General features: G+C 68.5%; 13 protein-coding genes and 1 pseudogene. 10 read left to right on the top strand and 4 right to left on the bottom strand.

The window, feature by feature from the left end; genetic code table 11:
• The first annotated feature begins 30 nt into the window (after window positions 1-30).
• From HDA33_RS06235 to HDA33_RS06190, 10 genes are all read left to right on the top strand, one after another.
• Window positions 31-510, top strand: coding sequence for a hypothetical protein (locus HDA33_RS06235; RefSeq protein WP_184171904.1), 480 nt, complete (start codon window positions 31-33; stop codon window positions 508-510).
• A 641-nt stretch (window positions 511-1151) separates the two neighbouring features.
• The gene (locus tag HDA33_RS06230) at window positions 1152-3122 is read left to right on the top strand and encodes an N-6 DNA methylase (protein WP_184171902.1); all 1971 of its coding nucleotides are present in this window, start codon (window positions 1152-1154) and stop codon (window positions 3120-3122) included.
• Window positions 3119-4264: a restriction endonuclease subunit S gene (locus HDA33_RS06225; protein ID WP_184171900.1), complete on the top strand. Its 1146-nt coding sequence runs from the start codon at window positions 3119-3121 to the stop codon at window positions 4262-4264. Before HDA33_RS06230 ends, HDA33_RS06225 begins: the two co-directional genes overlap by 4 nt.
• Window positions 4261-4821 (top strand): recombinase family protein, encoded by a 561-nt coding sequence (locus HDA33_RS06220; RefSeq protein ID WP_184171897.1) that lies wholly within the window; start codon window positions 4261-4263, stop codon window positions 4819-4821. The genes HDA33_RS06225 and HDA33_RS06220 overlap by 4 nt, the downstream gene beginning before the upstream one ends.
• A gap of 20 nt (window positions 4822-4841) precedes the next feature.
• On the top strand, window positions 4842-5522 hold the full coding sequence (locus tag HDA33_RS06215; RefSeq protein WP_184171895.1) for a hypothetical protein: 681 nt from the start codon (window positions 4842-4844) through the stop codon (window positions 5520-5522).
• Between the two features lie 508 nt (window positions 5523-6030).
• On the top strand, window positions 6031-6597 hold the full coding sequence (locus HDA33_RS06210) for a recombinase family protein (protein ID WP_184171893.1): 567 nt from the start codon (window positions 6031-6033) through the stop codon (window positions 6595-6597).
• A gap of 94 nt (window positions 6598-6691) precedes the next feature.
• On the top strand, window positions 6692-7204 hold the full coding sequence (locus HDA33_RS06205) for a single-stranded DNA-binding protein (RefSeq protein ID WP_184171890.1): 513 nt from the start codon (window positions 6692-6694) through the stop codon (window positions 7202-7204).
• Window positions 7205-7645: 441 nt separating this feature from the next.
• Window positions 7646-8521 carry a hypothetical protein gene (locus HDA33_RS06200; RefSeq protein WP_184171889.1) on the top strand — a complete coding sequence of 292 codons (876 nt, stop codon included), beginning with the start codon at window positions 7646-7648 and terminating at the stop codon, window positions 8519-8521.
• Between the two features lie 211 nt (window positions 8522-8732).
• The gene (locus tag HDA33_RS06195) at window positions 8733-9239 is read left to right on the top strand and encodes a hypothetical protein (RefSeq protein ID WP_184171887.1); all 507 of its coding nucleotides are present in this window, start codon (window positions 8733-8735) and stop codon (window positions 9237-9239) included.
• A gap of 56 nt (window positions 9240-9295) precedes the next feature.
• Window positions 9296-16099: a helicase-related protein gene (locus HDA33_RS06190; RefSeq protein WP_184171885.1), complete on the top strand. Its 6804-nt coding sequence runs from the start codon at window positions 9296-9298 to the stop codon at window positions 16097-16099.
• Window positions 16100-16173: 74 nt separating this feature from the next.
• On the opposite strand, the gene HDA33_RS06185 is transcribed toward HDA33_RS06190, so the two are convergent.
• The 4 genes and pseudogenes from HDA33_RS06185 to HDA33_RS06175 form a co-directional block, all read right to left on the bottom strand.
• The gene (locus HDA33_RS06185) at window positions 16174-19227 is read right to left on the bottom strand and encodes an AAA family ATPase (RefSeq protein ID WP_184171883.1); all 3054 of its coding nucleotides are present in this window, start codon (window positions 19225-19227) and stop codon (window positions 16174-16176) included.
• 25 nt (window positions 19228-19252) lie between these two features.
• A pseudogene (gene mobF / locus HDA33_RS13075) lies at window positions 19253-19888 on the bottom strand (MobF family relaxase); the annotation flags it as partial.
• Between the two features lie 17 nt (window positions 19889-19905).
• Window positions 19906-20451 (bottom strand): hypothetical protein, encoded by a 546-nt coding sequence (locus HDA33_RS06180; RefSeq protein ID WP_184171881.1) that lies wholly within the window; start codon window positions 20449-20451, stop codon window positions 19906-19908.
• 520 nt (window positions 20452-20971) lie between these two features.
• Window positions 20972-21481 carry a hypothetical protein gene (locus HDA33_RS06175; protein ID WP_184171879.1) on the bottom strand — a complete coding sequence of 170 codons (510 nt, stop codon included), beginning with the start codon at window positions 21479-21481 and terminating at the stop codon, window positions 20972-20974.
• Between the last annotated feature and the right edge of the window lie 146 nt (window positions 21482-21627).

Raw genomic sequence — 21627 nt, 5'->3', positions numbered from 1 at the left:
GGTTTGGTAGTAGTTATTGTTTCCTTTCTTGTGCTGTACTTTCTGGACGCCCGCGCTTCAGAGTTCGATACGATCGCGAGTGCACTGGGTCTATATTCCGCGGGCCTGTTGGGTGTGTTTAGTATTCTTACGTCCTGGCGCAGTCGAATTACCAAGAGGCGACCAAAATACAAGAAAATTGAGGATCGCTGGGCGCGAGTGATTGACCGCGCTGTGCTCCTGTCCTTACGTGGCTCCGCATTGTCATTTAGTCTAATGTTATTTGGGGTAATCGCCCCCGCTGTCAAGCGGCAGATTGGCGAGCTGTTCCCTATCGAGGTGTATTCATTTCTCGCACGTTCTACTAGTGCCGTATCCATAGCAGGGGTCATTCTCCTGGGCCTTATTTCACTACAGATCGTCCGCGATATTGCCGCGGTTTACGAGTGGAATAATGTTGTGGAGAGTGAAGAAGCCATTGTGGAGGGCCAAAAGAAAAAGCTGGGAGGGGCGCGTAAGGACACTGCTTGAAATCCATGGTTGTTACTAAATTGGCCCTCCGAATGGACGGCGGTCTTGGGCCATAGTTTTCCACGCCGACGGGTGGCGTAGGAGACACTAGAGGCAACCCGGTGGAGCGTTGGCGCCGTGCAGCCGCCGTTGCCCGAGCGACTGGACAACCTGGGTGTGTGACGGTTTAAGCGCCCGTGGAATCGACTGGTAGTCCCGCCATGGCGGTTGTGCGGCTCCCGGCGGACGCTGCCACCAGCGCTCCAGCACAGTGATCCGCTTGACTCAGCTAACTGGTGCTCAGGCATTGAGCGTCGGCCCCCGGGGCGACATGGCCCATCGCACGTACTCGCGCGGCGGGCCAGTTGGTGGGTGCCGCGTAGATACCCTCGCGTTCATGCACCGGGTGCATGTGTCTGATTCACGCGCAATCGATCTATCGACGTCAGGGGTTGCGATCAGGCGTGGGGTTACCGAGTGCTGTCTCCCCAGCTCCCGCCCACGGGCGCGAGTCTGCAAAGGAATGGTGTCGCAGTTACGGGCTAAGGTGGAGGCGTCTTCTCCACGGATTCTTGACAGTCTCCGCTCCGCCTGCGGTCATATGGTCGCTCAATGTGAGACTGTCAACAGATCGACCGATCTTCTACAGATAGGACTTGCACGTGTCTCGCGCAACAATGACGGATACCGTCGGCCTCCAGTACGTCACCACCAACATCGAGGGTGGCGAGTTCAGCTACGTTGCTGCCGCCGGCAGCAAGGACAAGCTCCGTAGTGCCCTTGGTCGAGACTACGTGCACTTCAAGCTCGATCTTCGGTTCTTCGACTCGGAGACCAACACCGTCGTTCTGATCGAGACAAAGCAGTCATTCGTAGATGCGGACATCAATCAGCTCCGCGAGTACGTGGACCAGGAGAAGGCGCTGTTCCCCAAGAACAAGATCATCGCGATCTTGGCGAACACGACGAACGAGGACCTGCGAGTCTGGAAGAGCGTGGTCGACGACGAGCACGAGCTGCCCGGCGAGACGGCGATCGACACCATGTCCTACTACTCGTCGCTGTTCGACACGAACAGGCAGAACAACCGCGAGAAGGTGCTGAGGAACACCTACGCGCTCAACGAGCTGCTGCACAAGAAAGACATCGACGAGAAGCTGCGTAGTCAGTTCGTCGGCACGACGTTGCTGTACGTGAAAAGCGTGATTAAGCAGCGTGGCATTTCGGAGATCAACGACGAAACGGCCAAGGGGCTGCGGGAATACTGGTCCAATTTCAACGAGGCTCAGATTCGAGCGGGTATCCAGACAACTCTTGATGACCTTCTCGATGGTTCAGACAACAAGGCCAAGAAGGTCGAGCTTCTTAAGACCAACGTGGTTGGCGACCAAAAGGTCAAGAAGTTGGCGCTTGAGGACTGGCTTAAGATCCTCAACGACATCGTGGTTGGCATCTACGCCTACATCGACGAGGACAGCTCTGAGGGCCAGGACCTGCTCAACCTGTTCTTCATCGCGTTCAACAAGTACACCGGCAAGGCGGACAAGAATCAGGCCTTCACTCCCGACCACATCACCGAGTTCGCTTGCCGCGTGACCGGCGTCGACCGGAACACTCGAATTTTCGATGGAGCTTGCGGTTCGGGATCCTTCCTCGTACAGGGCATGGTCAAGGCCTTGGCTGACTGCACGACGATGCCGGGGACTCAGTCAGAGAAGGAGACACAACAGGCGAAGATCAAGCGCGAGCACATCTACGGTGTCGAGGTCGAGGAGAAGGCCTACGGCCTGGCCACGACGAACATGCTGATCCATGGCGACGGCAACTCGAACATCAAGTTCGGCTCCCTGTTCGACTCGATGCAGTTCGTCTTGGACGCTGATCCTGACGTGATTCTAATGAATCCACCGTTTAATGCCAAGCCCATCGGCATTCCGAGTCATTACAAGGCTGAATGGGGCAAGGCGAAGGACGGCAAGGAAGATCCCACCAAGGGCATGGTGTTCGTCCAGTTCGTCTCCGACTGCATCAAGGCCGCCAATCTCCAGCGTCGGCAGAACAACCAGTCCACCAAGACGGTGAAGATGGCCGTGATCCTGCCGGTTGCTGCAGCAATCGGAGCAAACACGATCCTGTCCGATGCAAAGAACAAGATGTTGGTCGACAACACGCTCGAAGCGGTGTTCACACTCCCCAACGAGATCTTCTATCCGGGTGCGTCAGCCTCGGCATGCATGATGGTATTCACCCTGGGTCAGCCGCATTTCGACCCACAGACGAAGGAGCCGAACAAGGCGACGTTTTTCGGATACTACAAGGACGATGCGCACAAGAAGAAGAAGAACTTGGGCCGTATCGAGCAGTTCGACGAGAACAACGCGAGCAAGTGGAAGGCCGTCGAGGACAAGTGGCTCAGGCTGTTCCGCAACAAGACCGTCGAGGCAGGCATGTCGGCCATGCAGGAGGTCACGCACAACGACGAGTGGCTCGTCGAGGCGTACATGGAGACTGACTACTCGAAGCTTACTGTCGATGATTTCCAGGCGACGCTCAACAACTACCTTGCCTATCTAGTGAAGGAAGGTCGCGTCGTTGAGGCTGGCGCCAGCGTAGAGGAGGGCGAGTCGCGATGAATCTGAACACATCCGATTGGGTCGGCTTCGTCATTGGCGATCTGTTCGATCGGTTTGAACGAGGTAAGGCCAATCAGACGAAGCTGGAAGACGGTTCCGACCTGTTCTACGCTGGAGCCAAGCGAGGCGACAACGGTGTGATGCGGTATTGCGCATACGATGAGGACCTTGTCAGCGCGGGAAACTGCATCGTCTTCATCAGTAATGGTGAGGGTTCGGTCGGGTACGCCAACTACATGGACACCGACTTCGTCGCGTCGGCCGATCTCATTCTCGGGCATGCGAATTGGATGACGCCTGAGATCGGGCTGTTCTTGGCTACGGTCTTCAGTCTTGAACGCCCGAAGTACTCGTTCGGCAGGAAGTGGGGACGCTTCCTGAAAGACACAGTGGTGAAACTGCCTGCACAGCGAGACGGCAACGGGGTTCTGGTTGTTGATCCGGACAGTACCTACAGCGAGGACGGGTACATTCCCGATTGGCAGTACATGACGGGTTTCGTTCGCAGTCTGAACCATAAGCCGTTGACGACCAGGAACACCGATTCGCCCCTCAAGCTGGGAACTGGTGATTGGGAGTTCTTCCTCCTAAAGGACTTGTGCTCGATCGACATGGGAAACAAGATGGATTTCTCGGCGATGGGGACCGATTACCCAGAGGTAAACTTCGTTGGGCGTTCGGCTGAGAACAATGGTGTGATGGGCGTAGTTGATCTCGTCGAGGGAGTTACGCCTTACCCTGCAGGCGCGTTGACTGTCGCGCTCGGCGGCAGTCTCGGTTCTACGTTCCTCCATGAGCAACCCTTCTACACGTCACAGAACGTATCCGTGCTCCGGTTCAACAATGACGAGGTGTCGACCTATGCGCGTCTGTTCCTGGCGAGCATGATCGAGTTTGAATCGCGGTTCAAGTACTTCCCATTTGGGCGAGAACTCAACAAGTACATCCGAACGGTCTTCGGGTTCGATCTCCCGATCAAGCGCGACGAGAACGGCGAGCCAGTCGCTGACCCGACCAAGCAGTATCACGCAGATGGCTTCACTCCTGATTGGCAATTCATGGAGGACTACATCAAGTCGCTGCCGTATGGCGATCGCATTCCTGAGATCGAATCTGAGGAGGACGGCGGTGATCAGCCGTGAGGGTCGGCTACGCCCGCGTGAGCAAGCGGGACCAGGAGGACTCTTTGGAGGGCCAGGAGGCCGCTCTGACGGCCGCTGGGTGCTCCAAGGTCTTCTCGGACCGCCTCAGCGGCGCCCGAGCCGACAGGCCTGGTCTGGCGGAGGCGCTGGCGTACCTGCGCGACGGCGAGGACACCCTCGTCGTCGCTCGGCTGGACCGGCTCGGGCGATCGCTGCCGGACGCCCTGCGGACCGTGCAGGCCCTGGCCGACCGCGAGGTCGGCCTGCAGGCCCTGGACGTCCAGCTGGACTCCTCCACGGCCAGCGGCCGGCTCATGCTCAACATGCTGCTAATGCTGGCCGACTGGGAGCGGGACCTCCTGCGCGAGCGCACGCGCGAGGGCGTGGCGCGGGCCCGGGCCGCCGGCCGCACACCGGGGCCGAAGCCGAAGTTGGACGCCGAACAGGTGGCGGCCGTGCGCGCGGCCGTGGCCGGCGGGCAGTCGGTGGCGGCCGCGGCGCGGTCGTTCGGGGTCAGCCGGCCCACGATCTACAAGGCGCTGAAGGGTACACGGTGAGCGACGAGAGAGTGCGGCCGGTGGTCGCGCTGCCAGAGCCGGAGTACCTGGTACGTGTGGGAGAGCTCGCGTACGCGGTGTCGTCCCTTGAGTGGACGATGCTGGGTGACCTGCACCGTCTGGCTCCAGGCCTGCCTGAGGGTCTGACCTTGAGCGACCTCGAGGCGAGGACCACGGGCGGGATCGCGCGGCGGCTGCGTCAGCACGCCGAGCACATGTCGCCTGGACCGCTTCAGGTCTACGTCGCCACGGCGGCCGAGGCACTGGCGACGGCTGCTGCGCTGCGGAACGACGTGCTGCACGCGCGTCCGGCCACCCACCCGGCCCAGGGCCAGCGTCTGTACCGTGCGGCCGCCGAGGGACAGCGGCCAACGGGGCACCGGTTCTGGATCGACGACGCCTGGCTGGACGAGGCGGTCGTCCGGCTCAACGAGCAGGTGCGGGCCGCGGCGCATCGCCCTGCCATCGGCAGCGGGATCGGCGACGCGCGGGGCGCGCGGGCCAGGAGGGGGGTCGGCCGGGCGCGCCGCTGGCCACGGTACCGGATGCCCTGCTTCGATGACACGGAAGTCCCTCTAACGGGTGACGAAAGGGCTCATGTTGGGGATCTTGGCGGAATCCTCGGGCGCCCCCCTGAAGAGGGTCGCCTTGTCCACCACCACAACGCTGACCGTGACTTTGTGGCGCTCTGTCGGGGGTGAGTGTGTCGGCTCTTAGGCCCGACGGCCGGGAGCGTAGCGAGCGGTCGGCGGGCGCGGCCCGCCCGGGCGTCCGGGCAGCCGGGGTGCGGGGCGGCTTGAGCGCCCGCGATGGTGGCTGCGGCCTATCCCGTCCACACGGTGATGTTTTCTCGGCTGGTGTTTGCAGGCGGAGTTGAGGTGTTCGATGGGCCGGCGTGGCAGTGCGTGGACGAGATCGGCAGTGCCCCGTACCGGCGTGAGCCGTACGTCCGAGTGAGGCTGCCTGATGGGGTAGTGGATGCGAAGGTGGCCCGGTGGTCTCGCACGCACGTGCTCTTGCACTGGATCCCGGCCCCAGGCGCTGCCCCGCGGAATGCGTGGGTGCCGGCGGAATGGGTCACGCGGATCAGTCGGGACGAGTCGAGCTGGCGGGGACCATACGACTTGCCCGCGTAAGAGACATACACGGTGCGCTTCGGCGGACGAATCCATTCATGTCTAGGTAGTGGCGTCCTGAAGGAGTCCGGGGATGAATGGTGTGGCCGGGTATGCGCGCGTCTCGACGCGGGATCAGGCGGAGTCACTTGAAGCACAGAAGCTCGCGTTGGTGGGGGTGGGTGCCCAGCGGGTTTTCGCGGACGTGATCAGCGGGGCGAAATCCGGGCGGCCGGGTCTGCGTGAAGCCCTGGGGTGGCTGCGTGAGGGGGACATGCTCGTAGTGACTCGGCTGGATCGGCTCGGCCGGTCGACGGTGGACACGCTGCGGACGGTGGCGCAGCTGGAAGCAGCTGGTGTCCGGCTGAAGGCGTTAGACCCGCAGCTGGACACCGGGACGCCAGCGGGGCGGCTGGTGGTGCGGACCATCGCGTCGCTGGCGGAGTGGGAGCGGGAGGTCATCGTGGAGCGCACTCGTGAGGGGCTGGCGCACGCGCGTCGGCAGGGCAGGGTCGGTGGCCGGCCGCGTGCACTGTCCCCGGTGGCGGTGGATGCTGTCAAGGCCGCGCTGGAGGCAGGGCTGTCGGTGGCCGAGGTCGCCGTGCTGCACGGGGTGAGCAGGCGGACGATCACGCGGGTGCGGGCGGGTGACTACGACTGAGACGGGATGTGTGTCACACGCGGGCGGTGGGGGCGGGACGTATCAGTGGTGTCCGGGCCACGGGGGTTCGGGCGGGACTCGAGGAGGAATCCTGATGCGTCAGAACATCGACCGTGAGAAGACCGTGACCGGTTACGTGGCGACGGACCCGAAGACCGTGGACACCCAGCGAGGGCAGCTGGTGGCGTTCCGGCTGGCTGAGCCGCAGCAGGTGTTCGATCGCGAGGTCGGGCGGTACAGGGACGTGGAGCCGATCTACTACGACGTCGCGGTGGGGCGTGAGCAGCTGGGCAAGAACGTGCTGGCCTCCGTGGAGCAGGGCCAGCGGCTGAGCGTGACGGGCCGGTACAGCGTGGAGCCGTACGTGAACCGGGACGGCGAGGCCGGGCTGAACAACCGGATCTGGGCCGAGGACGTGTCCGCGTCGATGCAGCACAACACGGTCGAGGTCGGGCCGGGGGCCGGTGCTGGGCGTGGCCGGGGGCTGGAGGCCCAGGGGCCGGAGAGCGTGGTCGCTGATCCGGCGTGGCAGGCTTCCCAGCGTCCGGTGGAGCAGCACTTCGGGGTCGAGCAGGGCGGTCCCGCGATGTCCGGCCCGTCGCGGTGAGCGGCCGCGGAGAAGCTGCGCGCGCTGGAGGCGTCGCAGAACAACGTTGCAGCGCCAGAGCCGGGGTACACGGCGCGCAGGCGGGCACCCCGTCGATCGAAGGGACCCTCGGAGGTGGATCATGCCGCGAAGGCGATGGAGCGCGGAGAAATCGGCGGTTTCGGGATGGGCGGGGCGTCTGTGAACGGGCCGTCCCTCTGAGTCGCTGTCACAACCAATAACGGTCGCTCACGGCACCGGTGGGAAGCCGCTTGACTTCCCGCCGGTGCTGTGGAGTTACGTCAAGTACGTCAGGAGCAGGGCATGGCGAGAAATTTCAAGGGTCCGGTTTCGGGGCAGATGATGATGAGTGAAGCAGTGTCGGTGACGGGTGTGGTCGCGGCCTCGCCGCGTCTGGTGCGTGTGCGTGAGCAGGACGGTGGGGTTGGTCCGGCCCTGGTCGTGTTTCCCGTGGAGGTGTACCGGGAGGACCCCGAGGAGCAGCCGGTGGAGTACGTGGACGTGGTCATCGAGGCCGGAGAGGTCGGCGGTCCGCAGACGACGCGGTCCGAGTTGGCCGTGCATGTGCTGCGCGATCTGGACTACGGGGATCAGGTGTCCGTGCACGGTACGGCCTCGGAGCACGTGTTCCAGGCGGGATCGGGCCAGGAGCCGATGCGCACGCGACGGGTGCAGGCGGAGTCCGTGGTCGCGCTGAACGTGGTGGAGTTCGACCGTCCCCGTCTGGTGGCCATGGGCACCTCGCCGGGGGAGACGTTCTCGTTGCAGGACAAGCACGCGCGGCACGCATACACGGTGGAGGATCCGCAGGCTCCGCTGTGCCCTCGGGGGCTGTTCGGGCAGGAGGGGCAGGTCCGGCCTGTGACCTCGCCGTGGGAGGTGGAGGAGGCGGTGTGGACCACGCCGATGCATCAGCGCCCGCACGCCCTGGCCCAGCGGGGCGTGGAGCCGCGTGAGCAGCCGGCGCCGCAGGTGCAGGTGCGTGCCACCGACGCGGAGCTGACGGAGGCGGGGGTGGACCGGGAGGAGCTCACGCGCGGGGCGCGCCGGCTGTCCTTGGAGTTGGGGGCGCAGTTCCTGCCGCGTGAGGCGGATCGCCGCTCGGCGGCCGAGGCGCTGGAGGCCATGGAGCCCCGTCGCGGTGCTCGGCCGGCGCGGGCGACGTGGACGCCGGAGAACCCGCGTGCGACCACGGCCCAGCGGCGGGTGCCCAAGGCCGCCGGTTCCGAGATCGACCGGGCGGCCGAGGGCATGGCCCGAGGGCAGGTGCCCAGTCCTGGGGTGTCCGGGCCGGAGGCATCCGGCCCGTCACGCTGACCCTTCGGACCGAGGCGCGGTCCACCTATTCGAGCCACAGCACTGGTGAGGCAGTCGTCTTGACTTCCCGCCGGTGCTGTGGAGTTATGTCAAGTACGTCAGGAGACAGTCATGGCGCGCAGGAAGTCCACGGGGCCGGTGTTCGGGCAGATGTCGTTGTTCGACGTCCGCGAGGAGACCACCGAGAACCAAGAACGAGGGGTTGATTCTGATGGTGCAGCAGTTCGAGAGCGAGACGCCGGAGTCGGTGCTGAGGCAGCAGTCATCGCTGGCGCACGCGATGGACGTCTGGGAGCAGGATCCGAAGGTCTGGCAGGAGCTGGACGAGGAGACGCCGTACGGGGATCCGTCCCCGGATCGGATGGGGGTGTACGCGGACCCGGACGTGCTGGAGGAGTACCCGACGGTGGCCGAGGCGATGCTGGGCCTGAGCGCGTTTCAGGGGGTGAGCCCGGAGTTCGGGAGGTACCTGCGGGCGATCGTGCTGACCAGGCACGCCCAGCTGGCCCCGGATCGGGTGAGCCCGGTGGGGAAGGCGGAGTTCGAGGCGCTGCCGCCGCAGGCTCAGCTGAGGGAGGGGCTGAAGCTCCAGGCGCTGGCGGACGAGGTGTTCTCCTGGATGAGCAGCCAGGGGATGGACCCGTTCCCGGGCCGGACCGAGCTGCCGCGTCTGGTGACCGACGAGGTGCGCGAGGCGATGCTGACGCCCCAGGGCTGACCGGCCAGCAGGCGGCGGACACGCCGGAGGCTGACCGGTCAGACCGGTTCAGCGACATGACCGCCCGGGTGTTGGCCGGCGGGCTTCCGTACGAGCCGGACAGCGTGGCCGACCAGCAGGCGCTGGCGGACATCGAGGCGGACACGACCCCGGACACCACGACATCGGCCCAGGTCAGCGGCCCGGACACGGGCGTGGCCGCCCCGGAGGCGGCGGACAGCGGGGCGGACACGGACACGGCCAGGCCCGGGGTGGTGACCGCCGGTGGCCAGCCGTGGACAGGGGGCTCGCGGCGTCCGGCCAGGTGGCAGGACAGGCTGACCGCGAACGTGGCCGCCCTGGAGGTGCTGGCCACGCTGGAGCAGGAGGCGCGGCCGGCCACCGAGGCCGAGCAGCAGACGCTGGCCGGGTGGTCGGCGTGGGGGGCGCTGCCGTTCGTGTTCGACGAGGCGGACGAGCGCGTGTCCACCCAGGACCGGGAGCGGGTGCGGGAGCTGCTGGGTCCGGTTGGCTGGTCCCAGGCGAGGGCCACGACGCTGAACGCGCACTACACGGACCCGGCGGTCGCGGCCGCGATGTGGTCGGCGCTGGAGTCGGCCGGCTTCGAGGACGGGCCGGTGCTGGAGCCGGGGTGCGGGTCCGGGGAGTTCATGGGCGCCGCCCCGGACGGGGCGCAGATGGTCGGTGTGGAGCTGGATGAGACGACGGCCCGGGTAGCCGCGTACCTGCACCCCGACCAGCAGGTGATGTCGGCCGGATTCGAGAAGACCATGTTCCCGGAGAACTCGTTCTCCGCGGCGGTGGGCAACGTGCCCTTCGGGCGCTACTCGGTGGTGGACAAGACCCACAACGGGCAGGGCCACTCGATCCACAACCACTTCATCCTGAAGTCGCTGCGGCTGACCGCCCCGGGCGGGTGCGTGGCCGTGATGACCTCCACGCACACGATGGACGCCAAGCGCGAGACCGCGCGGCGGGAGATGGCCCGGTACGCCGACCTGGTGGGCGCGGTGCGTCTGCCCAACGGGGCCATGGCGGCCTCGGCCGGCACGGACGTGAAGACGGACGTGCTCGTGTTCCGCCGGCGCAAGCCCACCGAGAAGGTGGACCAAGACCGCGTGGCCGGATGGGTAGAGGCGGACACCCTGGCGGTGAGGGACCCGGAGGGCAACGAGCACGAGGTCAACTACTCGAAGTGGTTCAAGGACCACCCCGAGCGGGTGGTCGGAGAGGCCGGCTACGCCAGCAGCGCGTTCGGGCCGACCTACGCGGTCAGGGCTGAGGCGGACGTGAACGTGGCCGAGCAGGTGGAGGTGCTGCTGACCGAGCAGATGCTCGACGCGCGGTTCGGTGGGTCCAGTGCGCTGTCCTACGCCCCCGAGGTGGCTGAGGGGGTGGCGGTCGACACAAGCCCTGGCCTGCGGTTCGCCCCGGAGCCCGAGGCTCAGATCGGCCATGTGCGGCACAACGCGGGGGGCTGGTTCGAGCAGTACCGGGCGGGGTTGACGTGGGAGCGGGTGAAGATCGCCCGTCCCCTGTTCGGGCAGGCGAAGTCGTTGCTGGCCATGCGGGACAAGGCCACGGAGGTGCTGGCCGCTCAGCGCACGGGTGCGCCCGAGGCCGAACGGGAGCAGCTGCGCGGGGAGCTGCGTGGGCTGTGGGAGTCCTACGTGGGCTACCACGGGCCGATCTCCCGCGGCCAGGACAAGTACGGGCCGCCGTCGAAGGCGGACCGTGCCGCGTACCTGCGCGATGTGGAGGCCGAGTGGCGGGACAGTCTGCCGCAGGACGGCGACGTCGCGCCGGAGGACGTGCCCGTGCCGGAGGACCTCGCGGCCGAGTGGCAGGAGGAGGCGGCCCGACCCGAGTTTAAGAAGCGGGAGCAGAAGCACCTGGAGTTCCTGGCCGGGGACCCGAAGCTGGGGCTGATCCGGTCGCTGGAGGTGTACGACGAGGCCACGAACTCGGCCACGCCGGCGCCGATCATGACCCGGGATGTGGTGCAGCACCGGACCCGTCCGGAGCGGGCGGAGTCCGTGGAGGACGCGATCGCCATCAGCATGGACGAGTCCCGGACCGTGGACGTGGGCCGGGTGGCTGAGCTGCTGGGCGTGGACCGGGCGCAGGCGCGTGAGCGCATGTCCGGTGAGGTGTTCCAGGTGCCCGGTACTGAGGAGCTGGTGCCCAAGACGACGTACCTGTCCGGGAACGTGCGCGCCAAGCTCGCGGCGGCGCGGGAGGCCGCGCAGGCCGACGCGGCGTTCCGGGAGAACGTGGCCGCGCTGGAGGCCGTGGTCCCGGCGGAGATCGCGCTGGCGGACGTGTCGGTGAATCCGGGCGTGCGGTGGGTGCCCGAGGACGTGTACGCGCAGTTCGTCTCGGAGACGTTGAAGGCCCAGTGCCAGGTGCGGCTGAATCCGGGCACGGACGCCTGGGAGATTGAGGTCCCCAAGGGTGGGGTCGCCCCGGATGTGCGGTATCGGTGGGGCGTGGAGAAGCGCACGCCGGCGCAGCTGATGACCGCGGCGATGAACATGAAGACCGTGACCGTGACCGTGGAGCTCGAGGAGGGCAAGCGGGTCAAGGACGAGAAGGCCACGGCGGCCGCGCGGGCGAAGGTCGAGGAGATCCGGGCTGAGTTCGGGGTCTGGATGATGCAGGACCCGGCGCGCGTGGAGCGGTTGCAGGGGCTCTACAACGACGCCTTCAACGCTCACGTGGCCCCGGACTACTCGGGCGCCGGTGCGCGGCTGTCCCTGCCGGGGCTGAACGAGTCGATGACCCCGTACTCCTACCAGCGGGCGGCGGTGGCCCGGGCAGTGTCCGAGCCGACCGTTCTGCTGGACCATGTGGTGGGCGCAGGCAAGACCGGAACGATGATCATGTCCGCGATGGAGCTCAAGCGCACCGGGATCGTGGCCAAGCCGTGCATGGTGGTCCCGAACCACCTGGTGGACCAGATCGCCACGGAGGCCACGCAGTGGTACCCGGACGCGAACGTGATCGCGGTGCCCACGGGGCTGGCCGCCCCGGCCCGGCAGGAGTGGATGGCGCAGGTCGGGGCCGGGGACTGGGACCTGGTGGTCATGCCCCAGACCACGTTCGAGAAGGTCCAGATCGACCCGGTGAAGCAGGCCGAGTGGCTCAAGCAGGCCCAGGACGAGCTGGAGGCGGCCACGGCCGGGCAGGACCAGGACGCAGGCTGGGTGAAGCGGTCGGAGAAGGCGAAGAAGTCGCTGGAGCGTCAGCACGGGAAGATCGCGGCGAACACCGATCCGGGGGTCACGTTCGAGGAGACGGGCATCGACTACCTGCTGGTGGACGAGGCGCACATGTTCAAGAACCTGGCCCGGTCCTCGGACCTGGCCGAGCTGGCGTGCTCGGGGTCCCAGCGGGCCATGGACCTGGACTTCAAGCTGCGCGCGTTGCGCGAGGTCAAGACCGAGGCGGCGGAGCGGGCAGGCGTGGCCGGCCCGGGCTACCTTCCGGCGGTGGCCACGTTCGCCACGGGCACCCCGGTGGCCAACAACATGGCCGAGATGTGGGTGATGCAGCACTACCTGCGCCCGGACCTGCTGGAGGCCGCTCGCGTGGACACCGTGACTGCCTGGGGTCAGGCGTTCACGAAGGTCAAGCCCCAGCTGCGGCCCACGGTGACCGGCGATGGCTACCAGCAGGTGATCAAGGTGGCCGAGTACGTGAACGTGCCCGAGCTGCTGTCGATCAACTCCGCGTTCACGGACGTGGTGCTCCGGGATCGGCTGGAGACGACCCTGCCGTCCGTGGCCACCGGGGACCGGATCCTGATGGCCCGCCCGCCGTCGGAGCAGGTGGCCCAGTACGTGAACCAGCTGAAGGAGCGGATCGAGGCGGTGAAGAACACGCCGCCGACGAAGGGGGCGGACAACATGCTCGTGATCGTGGGCGACGGGCGGAAGGTGGCGCTGGATGCGCGCCTGGTCGGCATGGACGCGGACCCGGACGGTGGACGTGTGGGCGCGGTGGCCGAGCAGATCATGACCATCCACGAGCGCACCAAGGACACCGAGTACCGGCTGCCCAACGGGGAGGTCTCCGAGACCACCGGGGCTCTGCAGATCGTGTTCTGCGACCAGTCCACGCCCACCGAGGACGGGTCCTGGAACGTGTACGACCAGCTGCGCGAGGACCTGGCCGCGCGCGGGATGGACTCGGAGAAGGTGGCGTTCATCCACGAGGCCAAGACGGACGAGGCCCGGGCGGCCTTGTTCGAGAAGTGCCGGGACGGGCGGGTGAACGTGATCATCGGATCGACCCAGAAGATGGGCACCGGCACGAACATCCAGACCCGCGCGATCGCCCTGCACCACATGGACGTTCCCTGGCGCCCGGCGGACCTGGAGCAGCGTGAGGGCCGGATCATCCGGCAGGGCAACCAGAATCCCGAGGTGTCGATCTACGCCTGGGCCACCGAGCAGACCTTCGACGTCTACAGCTGGGACATGATCGCCCGCAAGGCCACGTTCATCGCCCAGGTGAAGGCCGGTCAGCACAACGGGCGAACCATGGAGGACGTGGTGGCCGGGCTGGAGGTCAGCGGCGCCTCCGCCGCGGCGGTGCTCTCCGGGGACCCGCGCATCGAGCAACTGGCCACGCTGAGCATGGACGTGGAGCAGCTGACCCGCGCGCAGAGCGCCTGGTCCCAGCAGCGGGCCACCCAGCGGGTCGAGCTGGGCCGGTACGAGGCCCGGCAGGCGTTCCTGGCCGGCCGGCAGGACGCCCTGATCGGGCTGGCCGCGCAGGTGATCCCCACCGGAGGGGATGCGTTCGCGTTCACGACGACGGACGGACAGACGATCCGCAACCGTGGGGAGGCCGGGGAAGTCCTGGTGGCCGAGCTGCGCCGGCAGGCGGCGCGCACGGACCGAACCGACTTCCTGGACGCGACCGACCCGGAGCCGTTGGGCACCCTCGGCGGGGTCGAGGTGGGTACGGTCCGGCACGCCTCGCAGGTGTACCTGGTGCCGATGCAGGCCCCGAGCGTGCGCCGGGCCTGGTCCGCGGCCCAGGTGCTCGGCGGTGAGGTCTCTGCTCAGGGCTCGATCATCTCGGCGGAGAACTTCGTGGCCGAGCTGCCGAACCAGCTGGTCAAGGACAAGCGCGAGCTGGACCAGTTGGCCGAGACCATCCCGGCCATGCAGGAGGGGCTGTCCGAGAGCCGGTTCCAGCAGGCTGATGAACTGGTCGCCAAGCAGCGTGAGCTCGCGGCGCTGGAGGCCGAGATGAGCGACGACGTGGACGAGTCCCTGCGTCCGGAAGTGGTCGAGTACACGGCAGATCAGCTGAACGAGCGTGGACTGCTTGGGCACCACACTGTGCCGCGTGAGGGCGATGTGTGGGAGTACAACAAGGGGTTCTACATCGTGGGGTACACGGACAAGTCCGTGGGCGCCCACCAGCGTCAGCTGTGGGCCTGGCCCGTGGACGGAGACCCCAAGGACGCCTTCGGGGCGGCCAAGTTGCAGTCCAGGGGCCGGATGGTCGTGCGGCGGGAGTCGGGCCTGAACGAGATCGAGCGTCGAGCCATGCAGGCCGACCTCGACCGAGACCGGATCGTGCCCAACCCGCGCATGGCGCTGGGGTACGACGGGGAAGTGCTGCGCGAGCACGAGGACGGGACCGTGCGGCAAGGCCGGATCGACGCCGAGGGCAACATGATCGAGTCCTCCACCGGGGCGCTGATCCGCAACGAGCAGTTCGTGCGGTACGGGTCGCCGGTGATCTTGATCGACGCGACCACCCCGGAGGCTGAGCAGGCTCGGCGGGAGGCGATCGCGGAGCGGGCGTACACGCGGTGGCCCGATGAGCTGGTCCCCGGGCAGGTGCTCCAGGAGGACATCGCCGGATTCGGGTACGCCGGAGACATCGTGCGGATGCGCCCGGGATTCGGGGAGCGGCGGGTGGCCGTGTCCCCGGACACGGGGGCCGCGCGTGAGCGGCTGAGCGGGTCGGCGGCGGCCGGCGCTCGGAGGTGGCAGGTCAGCGAGGCCGTGCAGCTCTCGGACGCCGAGCGCGAGAGGCTGTGGGTGGCCAAGACGCGCAGCGTGCAGGTCGGAGACCTGCGGGCCGGGGACACGGTGATGGCCACGGACGTGGACACCTCGGCCACGGCCAAGGTGCCCGTGACCATCCTGAAGACTGGATCCGGTGGCAATCGGGACATTGTGTACGCCGACCAGGACGGGGCCAAGCAGGAGTGCCGTCGGCGGGAGACGACGATGGTGACCGTGCTGGGCCGTACACGCGGGGCGTTGGAGTTGCCGGAGCTGGCCACGCTGGCCGCCGGGGCCGGCCAGCCGGTCAAGGCGTGTCCGGCTAGGCGGATCAGTCCGGACAGCCAGTGGGTTGGCCGGACACTGGCGGTGGACACGGCCGTGGACAGGGTGGCCACCGAGCGCGCGGCGGACGGGCTGAAAATCGGGACGGTCATCGCCCAGGACTCCCGGACCATCGGGTCTGCGTACAGCGGTACGGAGGAGGTGGCCCTGCTGACCCTGCGAGACGAGGCGGGCGGCCAGTTCCAGGTGACCTCCCGAGACTCCGGGCACGTCTGGGAGGTCGAGGACGGATTCGACGCGGCCGCGGTGCTCGGGGGGCGCGGGCTGGCCGGCAGTGCGCCGGATGCGACGCCGCGCCCGGACACGGTGTCCGTGACCGGCCAGGTGACCGAGCGAAGCGGTCAGTGCGCGAGCATGGCCGGACAGCCGGACGCGGCGACGTGGACGGCTCGTGGTCACGAGGTGGCCGCGCGGCCCGAGGACCTGGAGCACCTGTTCGGCACGCACCGCAGTGAGCCGGGCACGGCCGGTCCGAGCATCTGAGCCGGCAGACCTGAGCCGGACGCGAGACCGCCCCCCGCCGTCCTGGACGGCGGGGGGCGGTCTGGTGTGTGGGGCTACCGGGACGGGGTCCAGTCCGGCTCCTCGGGGTCCAGCTCCCACGCCGGGGGTGGGAGCTGGTCGTGGCCGGCCTCGTCGGGCAGGTCGTTGACCCAGGAGAAGTCCAGGGCGTCGTCCGTGAGGGCGGCGACCTGCGCGCTGGTCTGGGCGCGCGTGTCCTCGACGTCGCCGGGCTCGGGGGACGGGGCGGGCTCGTCCGCGGGGGCGTGCATCAGCCGGGACACGCAGGCCTCGGCGCGCTGGTAGTGGTGGGCCAGGGAGGAACGGTCCTCCGGGGCGCGGCCCAGGGCCTCCTCGGCGTCGTCCTGGTTGGAGACGGCACGCCAGAGCAGCACGGCACGCAGGTCCTCGTCGCTGGCCCCCTGCTCGGCCAGGGGGAGCAGCCACTCGGGCTGCTCGGCGCGGGTGGCGGCCACACGGTGGTCCAGCTCGGTGAACAGGTGAGCGCGGACCTCGTTGCGCGCGGCCGCGAGTGGGGCGTCCTCGGCGGCGGGCGGGGCCTCGAGCACGGACACGGCCGGCGGGGCCTGGCAGTGGGTGAGCACGGTGTCCGGGGTGTCCGCGTCGGACGGCGGCTCGGTGTACGTGCGGGCCGGGTCTACCTTCACGAGACGGTTCCAGGTCTCGGGGTCGCGCATGGCCTGGTTCACCGCCGGGTCCGGGTAGGCGGCGTCGATCCAGGCGTGGGTGCGCTCGGCACGCTCGGCCCAGTCCAGGAACTCGAACTCGTGGACCAGCCGGCCCAGATCGTTGGCCCATGCGCGCTCGGCGGCGGAGACCTCGTGGGCGGCGCGCTCAGCGGTGGAGTGGTCCAGCACGGCCTTCAGAGCGCCCACGGGGGTGTTCGCGCCGGGGGTCTTGTGGAGCAGGTCCCACTGGTCCGGTGAGGGGTGGTCGTCCGCCTCCAGGTCCACGTAGGCGTGGTTGGCCATGCGACCACGAGTCATGGCCACGTAGAACAGCTCGCGGGATTGGCCGACCTCCACCACGGTGTGCCCGGTGTCCACGGTGACGCCCTGGGAGCGGTGCGCGGTAGTGGCGTAGCCCAGCTCGGTGGAGGAGGCCAGGTAGTCCACGTCCAGGGTGACGGTGCCGCCGGTGGACTCGTTGGTGGCCTGGGCCGAGCCGTCGGGGTTGATCCCGGTCAGGGTCAGGCGGGTGCCATTGGCGATGAACGCTCCGGTGTCATCGCGCAGGGAGCGGTCGTTGCGTCGGGCCAGGACCTCGTCCCCGACGCCGGCGCGAACCTCGGAACGTAGGGTGACCGTGGTGTCGATGTCCACCAGGCCGGCCTCGATCAGGTCCAGCTGCGCGCGAGTGTTCAGGTCGGCCACGGTCGTGTTGTCCGAGGCGATGAGGATCGTGGACAAGCCCTCACGCTTGTCGTTGAGCCAGGCGCGGTAGGCGGTGTCCGCTGCGTCCTGCTTCGGGTCGCCGTGGAGCCGGCCCTGCTCGTCGTAGGTCTCGAGCACGTCCTTGTCGCCGGTGCGCAGGCGCAGGGACGCCTTGCGCTCCCACTCGTTGCGGAAGCGCCAGACCTGGTCTAGGCGGGCCACGTCCACGTCCTCCGCGCGGTCCATCCAACCCAGGAATCCGCCGGCCTCCACGGCTTCGAGCTGGGCGGGATCTCCGACGAGCAGCACCTTGGCCCCGGCGGCGTCGGCCTGACGCGCCAGTTCGGCCAGGGGGGCGGTGCCCACCATGGAGGCCTCGTCCACGATCAGCAGCTGGCCGGGGCGGAGCGTGTAGCGGGCCTGCTCGGCGTGCTCCTGGGCCAGGCGGGCGGTGGCGCGGTTCAGCGCGCGGGTGCGGGCCTCGGTGTCGGGCTGCTCCCACAGCTCGGTCAGGCGGGCCTGGAGCTGGGTCACGCGCTGGGCGCGGGCGGCGGCTCCGTTGCCCACGGACTCCCACAGCCACTTGGCGGTGTTCTCGGTGGGCACGCCGAGTTCGTCCCCGAGCACGCCGGCGGCGACGGCGGAGGGGGCCAGACCGACGACGGAGCCCTCCCCGTGCTGGGCGGCCCACAGCGTGGCGACGGCGGCCATGGTGGTGGTCTTGCCCGTGCCGGCCGGGCCGATGATCGCGTCGAGCCCGGCTGGGGAGGAGAGCACATGCTTGGTGGCGCGGGCCTGGTCGGCCGAGAGCGGGTGACCGGAGGCGGTGGTCACGGCGGCCACCTGGCCGGACAGCGTGTCCGTGGCCAGGGTGGGGGCGTCCGTGGCCCGGACACGGGACATCAGGTAGTCCTCGTCGGCCATGACCTGCTGCGTGGTCCAGCGCCCGTCGGTGCGCTGGTGGTCCAGACCGGAGCGGTCACGCGGGGCGGACAGCACGGGATCGAAGTCCGGCGGGGCGGTCATCCTGTCCGGGGTCATGGCCACGGCCTGCTCCAGGGCCTTCTCCACGAGGGCGTCGGCGGCGTCGTGGCGCTCCTGGGCGGTGGGGAAGCGCACGAGAGCGAGCACCCGCTCGGCCGAGGCCAGGACGTTGGCGCGGGTGAACGTGGTCCGGCGAATGGAGGCGTCAGCCAGGACCCAGGCGGCCATGGCCTGCTGCGCCTGTCCGGTCAGCTGGTCAGCGGTCACGGTGCGCCGGTCATGTCCGAGAGCGGCGGACACGATGTCCGAGGGGTCGTGGCCACCGGCCACGGCGCGGTCACGCCAGCCGACCATCTTCTCGGCCAGCGTCTCGGTGGCCTCGGCCTTGGGGGTACGGGTCTCCAGGGTGGCCTGCTGACGCAGACGCAACACCTCGGCCTTGGACGGGCGGGTGCCCTCGTGCCCGTCCTGCCACTGGGCGATCAGTTCGTCCACGCGGGCCTCGATCAACCGTGACCGGGTGGAGAACTCCCCGATGAGGCTGTCCGGAACGCCGGCCAGCTCCACGCGGTGGCCACCGATGTCCTGGACCGTGTCCGTGTCCAGCTCCTGACCGGACAGCAGCTGCTCCAGGGCGGCGGATTCGGCGGCGTTGCGGGACTCGGGCAGGGCGTTGATCTGTCCGTGGAGCCGGTCGAACAGCAGCGCGTTGTACTTCTCGGACACGGCCACGACGTGGGTGCAGCGTGTACGAGTCCAGGGTGGCCCACTGGCCGTCCATCAGGCGCTGGACCCGGTTGGAGACCACGACGTGGGTGTGCAGCTGGGGGTCACCGGCGCGGGAGTCCCAGTGGTCGAAGGCGCTGGCCACCAGCCCGGTCACGGGCACGTGGGCCACGCCCGCGTGGCCGGCGCGGGACTGGATTACGTTGTCCTCCAGCCAGGCCAGGGCCTCGTTCATGGCCTGGTGGTGCGCGGCCTGGATCTGGCCCTGCAGAGAGGGGCCGGCCATGGCCCAGAGCGTGGACACGGACTTGGGCACGGAGAAGGTCAGGTCGAAGCCGGCCACGGGCTTGCGGGTGGCCTTGGCCGTCCGGCCGGCCGGGGTGGTCGCCCCCTCGGGCGCGGCCTTCTCCTTGATCGGGGCGCGGCCAAGCGGGGTGTCCGTGGCCGGGTCCTTGGCCTCCTCGAAGATGGCCACGGCGTCGGACTTGTCCACGGTCTGTCCGGCGGTCAGGGAGATGCCGGACAGGCCACGGCCAAGCCAGACCCCGGGCGGGGCGCCGGACTCGGTGTAGTAGGCGGTCAGGTCACGGCGGGCGGTGGCCGCCCCGTCCGCGGACACGGACCGGTCACCGGTGGCCACGGAGTCCAGGTAGTAGTCGATGGACATCTTGGAGATGGACACGGTCATGGCCGGCCTCCCTTGGTGGTTGTCCGGCCAGCGGCGCTGACCGCTGACCGGAAGCGGGCGTGCGTGGCCAGGATGCGCTTATCCGTGGCCGTGACCGTCTGGCCGGTCACGGACTTGGCCAGGCGGCGGCAGAGGGTGTCCCACTGCCGGACAATCCCCTGGAGCTGGCGGCGCTCGGTCGCGGCCACCTCGGCGGCGGCGGACAGCTCGCGCAGCTGGGCGGACAACGACTCGTTGTCCTGGCGGAGCCTGGCCACGGACACACGGAGCCTGGCCAGCTCGGCCATGTCCGCCTCGGTGGCCACGGCCGTGGCCACGGCGGTGGCCGGTGGCCGATGTGTCCATGACCGGCGCAGGTCGGCCAGCTGACCGGCCAGCGCGGCCTTGTCCGCGCGGACGGCCACGGTCCGCGCGGCCTGGTCACGGATGGCCTTGTCCGCTGACCGGCGCTCGGCGGCCAAGAGCTTGGCCAGCTGCCGGACCTGGTCGGTCTTGCGCCGGACCTGTCCGGTCAGCTGACCGATCCGGGTCTCGGCGGACACGAGCTCGGCCCGGAGCTGGTGAGCGTAGCCGACCGCCGGGTGAGGTGGTGTCCCGGTCTTCCGTGCATAGGACGCTGCCTCGCGGCACGCCCCGGAGCAGTAGCGACGCCGCGGTGAGGACCCGGCGGGGAGCGTGCCGGCGCATTGCTCGCACGAGCGCGCGGACGCGCTCTTGCGGCTGGCGTGTGCGCGCCCATCTGGCGCGGAGGGGGCAGTCATGCCCGAGGTTCGCCCGCGCCCATCTGGCGCGTGTGTCAGGAAATCCTGACGGTAGTGCACCTTGGTGCCAGAGGTGTGAACGGTCTTTTGCAGGGGGGCTCTGCGCTGTGCGCGGTGCTCCCCTGGGGTGCAGGTCTCCCCTGCACCTGGAGTGCTGGCCTGCGCGGGGCCTGCGCCATGGAGGTTCAGCGACGGATCGGCTGGGGGCGGCGGATCAGGTGGACGCGGGGGCCGGGACGCTGCGTGGGCCTCGGGTGGAGGTCGGGAACTCGGGAGACGTAGTGCGCGGCCACGGTGGCGTTCATGGCTGTGGCGGTGACTGTGACCTGCTGGGCGTCGGCGGCGTCGAGCAGGGCAGGGATGACGTGGTGCCACACAGGGGGGCTGCGGCACCTGTACCGGGGGTGGCCGTGAAGAACGACTCGACGTGCCAGCCGGCAGGGGTCGTCCGGACGGTCAGGGCGGCGCGACGGTCGGTGCTGATGTAGGTGCGGTACGAGCGGCGGTGGAGCGAGGCCAGCAGGATCAGGGCAAGGAGCGCGTACTGCGCGAGGGTGGCGAGGAACAACAGGGGCGTGCCGGGCGGGTGCAGGACGGCTGCGACGGCGACGGGGAGCACGAGCAGGGGGACCGTGATGACGAGCAGGACGGTGCGTGCGTACCGGCGCGCTGCTGGGTCGGGGTTCTTCTGGACCGTGTAGCGGTAGCCGCGCAGGGTCCACAGGAGGACGCGGACGCCGTCCCATGCAGACACTGGGGCCGTGGCCCCGGGCAGGACGGGAAGCGGAGGGACGGAGTGGGGGCGGCTCATGCTGGCTCCAGCTCGACGGGGGACGCGGGCGCGGCGTCGTGGTCTTGATCTTGGGGTGTGCGGTGGACAGCGCAAGGGGCGGAACTCGTGCACGGGCTACCTGCTCTCGCGCGAGAACGGAACCGGGGGTCTGGTGACCACCTCCG

The organism is Micrococcus endophyticus, assembly GCF_014205115.1.
Lineage (GTDB): Bacteria > Actinomycetota > Actinomycetes > Actinomycetales > Micrococcaceae > Micrococcus > Micrococcus endophyticus.
Note: the sequence above shows the minus strand (reverse complement) of the source record. Positions and strands in the feature narration are given on the sequence as shown.